The 6,064-nt window shown below is 57.4% G+C and carries 7 protein-coding genes and 1 riboswitch; of the genes, 2 read left to right on the top strand and 5 right to left on the bottom strand.

The window, feature by feature from the left end:
• Window positions 1–228 precede the first annotated feature (228 nt).
• Window positions 229–729: a pyridoxamine 5'-phosphate oxidase family protein gene (locus F8O05_RS14535; protein ID WP_158053476.1), complete on the top strand. Its 501-nt coding sequence runs from the start codon at window positions 229–231 to the stop codon at window positions 727–729.
• On the opposite strand, the gene F8O05_RS14530 is transcribed toward F8O05_RS14535, so the two are convergent.
• Window positions 726–1,844 (bottom strand): toll/interleukin-1 receptor domain-containing protein, encoded by a 1,119-nt coding sequence (locus tag F8O05_RS14530; protein ID WP_158053475.1) that lies wholly within the window; start codon window positions 1,842–1,844, stop codon window positions 726–728. The genes F8O05_RS14535 and F8O05_RS14530 overlap by 4 nt on opposite strands.
• Window positions 1,845–2,101: 257 nt before the next feature.
• Between F8O05_RS14530 and F8O05_RS14525 the strand changes: the two genes are divergently transcribed.
• Window positions 2,102–2,665, top strand: a complete 564-nt coding sequence (locus tag F8O05_RS14525; RefSeq protein WP_158053474.1) for a pyridoxamine 5'-phosphate oxidase family protein — start codon at window positions 2,102–2,104, stop codon at window positions 2,663–2,665.
• A 53-nt stretch (window positions 2,666–2,718) separates the two neighbouring features.
• On the opposite strand, the gene F8O05_RS14520 is transcribed toward F8O05_RS14525, so the two are convergent.
• From F8O05_RS14520 to F8O05_RS14505, 4 genes are all read right to left on the bottom strand, one after another.
• Entirely contained in the window at window positions 2,719–3,216 is a 498-nt protein-coding gene (locus F8O05_RS14520; RefSeq protein ID WP_192497215.1) for a nuclear transport factor 2 family protein, read from the bottom strand.
• A 37-nt stretch (window positions 3,217–3,253) separates the two neighbouring features.
• On the bottom strand, window positions 3,254–4,072 hold the full coding sequence (locus tag F8O05_RS14515; protein ID WP_158053472.1) for an SDR family oxidoreductase: 819 nt from the start codon (window positions 4,070–4,072) through the stop codon (window positions 3,254–3,256).
• Window positions 4,072–5,076, bottom strand: coding sequence for a PLP-dependent cysteine synthase family protein (locus tag F8O05_RS14510; RefSeq protein ID WP_158053471.1), 1,005 nt, complete (start codon window positions 5,074–5,076; stop codon window positions 4,072–4,074). The genes F8O05_RS14515 and F8O05_RS14510 overlap by 1 nt, the downstream gene beginning before the upstream one ends.
• A 196-nt stretch (window positions 5,077–5,272) precedes the next feature.
• The gene (locus tag F8O05_RS14505; RefSeq protein ID WP_158053470.1) at window positions 5,273–5,875 is read right to left on the bottom strand and encodes a hypothetical protein; all 603 of its coding nucleotides are present in this window, start codon (window positions 5,873–5,875) and stop codon (window positions 5,273–5,275) included.
• A gap of 28 nt (window positions 5,876–5,903) precedes the next feature.
• Window positions 5,904–6,020, bottom strand: a riboswitch (SAM riboswitch).
• Window positions 6,021–6,064 lie beyond the last annotated feature (44 nt).

Here is a 6,064-nt window from a genome sequence, read left to right as displayed (position 1 = left end):
GGTACGGCGGATGGTTGATGCTGTTGCGTTTGCTGAACTCGCGGCGAAGATAGACGAAGCTCGATTGACGTTGGAGTCGCCGTCCTCATCACCCACTCCTCACAATTCATGCACATAAATATTGACTTCTGCATGGCCACCACGTGAGGATGGATCGAGTCGCACATCCGAACAACGAAGTTCACCACAAACCCGCGCGACCACCGTGACTCAAGGGAGGCACCACCCATGCAGGTTGGAGAGAAAGATCTCGAAGATCTCAGCCAGGCGCGGCTCGACACCGCATCCCAGCAGGAACTCCTCGACGCGCAAACCGAATGCACCCTCATTTTCTCGGGTGACGACGGCGAACCATCCGGCACAGTGCTGAGCTTCGCGGTGAACGAGGGCACCTTCTTGTTCACCAGTGTCCGGGGTCGCGCTCAAGTGCGTGGCATCGAGCGGAACCCCGAAGTCAGCATCGTGATCTCCAATGCCGGCACCGACCTCCCCGGCCGCCGCATGCTTTCGCTCCGCGGCACCGCGCGCATCCACAACGACCCCGACTCGATTGAACCGATGCTGCAGATCCTCGCCGAGCGTCTCGCGCCCGATGGGCAGGATGCGTTCCTCACGCTCCTGCGCAGCCCCAAGCGCGTGGTCATCGAGGTCACACCGAGTCGCGTGGTCGCGAGCCACAATTCACTGCGGATGGCTGGCGACGGGCGCGGGAAAGTGTCCGAAAGTTAGCTTGCTACGTGCAATTGCGTATCGTCAATGAGAGCAACCCAGCCGCGCATTACTTCAAGACCGTCGACAAACATTGTCAACCCTTCCCTCAAAGTTCGCATTGGTTTCCGCAGGTCGCGGGACAACTTTTCAATTGGCTCAATTTGCTCAATCATATTTTGCACTGACCCTAAACCTTGTTCAGCCTCCGGCAACATAGAGCGAATGCTCTCAAAGAAGTCTTCAAATTGGGTGGCGGAAGCCGGATTTCTCTCTATTTCCTCGGGTGCTCGAGCAATCATCAACCTGACACCTTGGTCGACTTCATTCAGAGAACTCGCAAAGTCATTCCCAAGATTCCTAATATTATCCGTCGGCATTTTCAAACTTTGAGACAATTCACGAGCCACTCGTAGTCGATTAGCCATGGCAGTCCTCGGATTTTGCTGGCCTCCAATTTCTATGGTCGCACCCTGCATCGACTCACCGATACTCTGAATAGCCTCGCCGACCTCAACTAAAATATTGGTCATTTCCGGCAAGGATGATTCCATAGACGCTAAAGTTTCTAACTCACCCGGCCCCTCCTCCTCTTCAAGATCGGCGGCCTCTTCAAGTAAGGCTTGGCTCACAGTTGCTGATTCATTCGCTCGGACTAGTCTCGTAGCTAATTCGTCAACAGCACGCCGATATTCTCCGGTTCCAACCTCCGCATATTTCAGGTGCGTCCAATCTGACCATTGAAAGGTACGAACCAGCGTAATCAAATCATCGGTCGGGTTGTCAGCTCGGAGCGAAGAGAAATCGACCCAAAGCACGGGCAGAACCAATTCATCAATCCCCAGGCGCGCCGCACGACGAGCAAAATAATTGAGCTCTCTACGGCACTCTTCACTCATAAAATAACGCGGCGTAATAACGGGGACAAAGAAAGCAATTGAAGCTAGGCTTGAGTCAATTTTGGAACGCCAATCATCACCCCAATCTAACTCATCACGGTCAAGAAATAGTTGAATTGGCTCACCAGTGAGCATTGTGAACTTACTACTAACGTCGCGCGCTAACTGCGAGATTCTTCCACTCTCATCTTCATCGTCAGTGTGCACATAGGACCAAAACCCAGTAATGTTCGCCATGGATTTAGCATAACAAGAAAACAACTACTGGGAACTACGCGCCAAACCACGCCGATGCGAACCCAAGTACCGACAATTTTTCCCGGCATGGAGCGGCTCGGATTTATTCACGCACGAGAACTATTACTCGAAGGTACCGATCAACTTGGATAAGTGCCGTCGAACGGTAAGCGGGAGTATGAGATGACAGCCAACGGACCTTCGATCTCCCAAGGTCGATTCAAAGACGAAAACGTGCAAGCTTCGCGGTCCCCACTATGTCAGGCTGGTTGCCAGTCACACACCACACCAGCAAAAGGATCATGGCTCGTGGACGGGGCACCCGCATACACTCGCGAAGAGATCTGCGACATAGTCGCACGAATACCATCGGCTACCCCCATGGGACCAGAACGGAATTCCTCGACGCGCAAACCGAATGCACCCTCATATTCTCCGGCGACGACGGCGAACCATCTGGCACGGTGCTGAGCTTCGCAGTGAACGAGGGCACGTTCTTATTCACCAGCGTCCGGGGTCGCGCCCAAGTCCGCGGCATTGAACGCAACCCCGAAGTCAGCATCGTCATCTCAAACGCCGGAACCGACCTCCCCGGTCGCCGCATGCTTTCACTGCGAGGCACCGCGCGCATCCACAACGACCCCACCGCGATCGAGCCGATACTCGAAATTCTCGCCGAGCGTCTCGCACCCGACGGGCAGGACGCGTTCCTCACCCTCCTGCGCAGCCCCAAACGAGTCGTCATCGAAGTGACGCCGAGCCGCGTGGTTGCGAGCCACAATTCACTGCGGATGGCTGGCGACGGGCGCGGAAAGCACTGACCTACCGGGCGGCAGAGCCGGGATGCGCCACGTTACAAGAGCTCAGCTTCCTTCTACTCGAACCAGTTCGTGCCGAGCGTGTAGCGAATGCTCTCGAGATCAGCATCATCAACCGCGATGTGGTCACGGGTGATCGATTTCAGCGCGAGCTCACGGTCGGCAATGCGCCATCCGTTTTCGCCCTTCACGAGCTTGTCGCGGTAAATACCAGTTCCCCGAATGAGCAGGAATTTTTCTGGATCAGTGGTGGTCTGCAGCGTCGTCCAGAACACCTCGGTGACCGCATCCGCCCGAACCCCATCAATTCGAGTGTGCGATTTACCGACCAGGTGCTGACCGCCAAGACGTGTGGCGTCGTTCTTCGACAGCGCAGCGACGAGGCTTTGCGGGTCGTAAAGCACGTTGCGGTCGAGCAGCACGATGCGCGCGTCTGGTGTGAACAACTCATCAAGCAGTGCCCATTCACGCTGGTCGAGCGCCTGTGAATAGGCGTTAATCGCGTCGTCGATACCGACACGATCAAGTAGGTATTGCAGTGAGGTTTCCGTCATCAGTTCTGTCTCCTCATAATCCGTACGGACGCAGCTGTCAGCCCCATTTGACGGTGGAGCCGGCATCGATGGTCAGGTGGGCTCCCGTGATGTACCGAGCCTCGTCGGAGGCAAGGAAGAGCACCGCGTTCGCGACATCCTCCGTGTCGATCCAGGGAATATCGAGCAGTTTGCCGCGTTTGAAGGCCTCGATGACGTCATCGGGGGTCGGGTCATCGAGGTCGGGCCGGAACCGACGCAGATTCTCGCGATTCAACACCAGGTCGGTACCCACCGCTGTGGGGTGGGTTGTATTGACTCTGCCACCAAACGGACCGAGCTCGTGCGACCACGTTTCGGCCAGTCCCACGAGCGCGGTTTTCGTGGCAGTGTAGGCCGAAGATTTGGCCCCGCCGCGGATGCCCGCCGTCGAGGATGCAAGGATCACGCTTGACCCATTGCGATTTCGTTTCAAGATGGGGAACGTCGCCTGCGCGGTGTGGAATACGCCCGTGAGGTTCACCGAGAGAACCGTGTCCCAGGTCGACCCCGGGATGTTCTCGACGGAATCTTCGGGCAGCAACACCCCTGCATTGGCGAAGACCACGTCCAAAGTCCCGAATGCATCCACCCCAGCAGCAACCGCATCCTTCAGCGAATCAAGGTCGCTGACGTCTGCCGAGACCGGCAGGAGCGCCGAAGGGTCAGCGAGCGACTCACGCAATGCAGCCAAGTCACCCTGCTTGCTGGCCAAGTCCGTCGCGACAACCCGCGCACCCTCTGCAATCAATCGCTTGGCAGTGGTGGAGCCGATACCCCCAGCGGCACCGGTAATGAACGCGACTTTGCCAGCAACTCGGCCCTCACCTGCCGTCATTATTCGTTGCCCTCACGCTTGTACAGGTCGGTCGAAAGGTATTTGAAGCCGTTGTCCGGGTAGATGACCACGATGTTCTTGCCCTCTGCCTCGGGGCGACGCGCGATCTGCAAGGCAGCAGTCAAGCCCGCTGCCGCGGAAGTACCGAGAAACAGTCCGTCGCTCGTCGCCGTGTCCTGAGCAGTTTTGTAGGCTTCCTCGGCCTTCACATCAATGATCTCGTCAAAGGCGAATCCATTGTCGAGGTTACTGCGGATGAGCGTGGGGACGAACTCTTCGGGAACGTTCCCGACCGGAAGGGTTCCGTCAATAATGTTGCCCGTGAAGTCTTCGCTGTCTGGCCGCGAGGACGGAGCACCCTGCACACCGATGATCTTGACGTCGGGGTTCTTCTCGCGCAGGTAACGCCCCACACCCACGAGCGTGCCACCGGTGCCTGCGGCTGAGACGAAGTAATCGACCTGACCGTCCGTGTCCTCCCAGATCTCGCGGCCCGTGGTCTGGTAGTGGTATTCCTGGTTCACCTCGTTCACCGTCTGACCCGCGTAGTGGTAGCCACTTTCTTCAGCGATGCGCGTGATCCCGCGAATTACGTCATCGAGCACAAGGCCGGTCTCTTCAAAGTTGGCGACCTCCTCAATATCAGTCAGTGAACGGACGTCGAGTCCATACCCCTTGTAGATGTCCACACGCTCCTTCGTGGTGCCCGGCTCAAGATATGGGATGAATTTCAGGCCCTGCGCGTGACCAATCGCAGCCATCGAGATACCCGTGTTGCCACTCGTGACGTCGGTCAGCGTGCTGCCCTCAGAGATCAGGCCTTTCGCCTTTGCATCCTCAATAAGTGCCACGGCAAGGCGATCTTTCACACTGCCGGACGGGTTGAGGTATTCAAGCTTGCCAATCACGTGCGCCTTGATGCCGTGCTGGGCTTGATAGTTCGTCAGTTCAACAAGTGGGGTATTACCTACAAGAGAGACGATTGAACTGTGAATCTTGGCCATGGTCGCGAATTGCCCTAACTCCTCGGCGGGTAGATGTTGCCGTGACGCTAACGCAACCGAATAAAACCCAAAGGGGCTGCTGCAATCAATCGTCTTAAGCTGCAATGAAGCGTCTTAATTGGCAACTCGGCCCGACTGGCGGCGCATCCCGGCCGTTCGCATAGCCTGGGATGCGCCGACAACTGGGGCGCGCCGGCTAGAAGCGAAGATCAGGGGACGGCTTAGAGCCGAGTGCTTCCTTATGTTCTCGATACGTGCGCGGGGTCAGGCCTAATGCTTCAAGCTCGCGGGCTCGCTTCGGGTAGCCGAGTACCTCGGGGAGCCCGCCATTCTTGAATTGCGTTATCGCACGCGCACGCACCTCTGAGGCAGGATGCGCGAACCCTCGCGGTTCGTACTGGTACAGGTTCCAGCACCATGCCGTCGCGGCTGCTCGGGTGAACCCTTCCCAACGGCCGACGGTGATGATCTCCTCGGCATCGGGCGCAGCGTAGGCCGCTTCAATTCGATCCCAGCCAAGCTGCCGGTGTTCGCGAGCCTGAACTGCTTTTGCGGCTTCGATCTCCCGCTTCTGACGATCATCTTCCTCGAGGATTCGTTCCCGGAGCTCGTCGATCGTGATCTGCTCGGCACCACCGACTTTGCGTTTGAACGCCGTCGGCTCGTAGCTGCGCAGGAGGTCGACTAATGCCCTGTGGTCGATAAACCGACCGGGGACGATGCCGATCCCGTCTGGACTAAGCCCTAGCTTTTGCCACCACTGAGGGTCGTTGCTGCGCGAGTAAATAGAAGTGGACATTCTCGTGTCCCTCTCCGGGGCAGAACCCCATCGATACTTGCATCACGATTCTTCGTGAGCCCGTTCTTCCCCTGGGACACCCGGGAATCGATGGATTCGGGTTGTCGCGTGATCAGCCAGGTACCTACAATCACGACTCTTGAACGTGGGAGCCACTGTAGCAGAGGGCTGAGCACTTAGAGCCTGTCT

The organism is Gulosibacter chungangensis (genome assembly GCF_008831155.1).
Taxonomy (GTDB): Bacteria; Actinomycetota; Actinomycetes; order Actinomycetales; family Microbacteriaceae; genus Gulosibacter; species Gulosibacter chungangensis.
The sequence above is the reverse complement of the archived record's forward strand: the minus strand, read 5'-3'. Positions and strand labels throughout refer to the sequence as shown.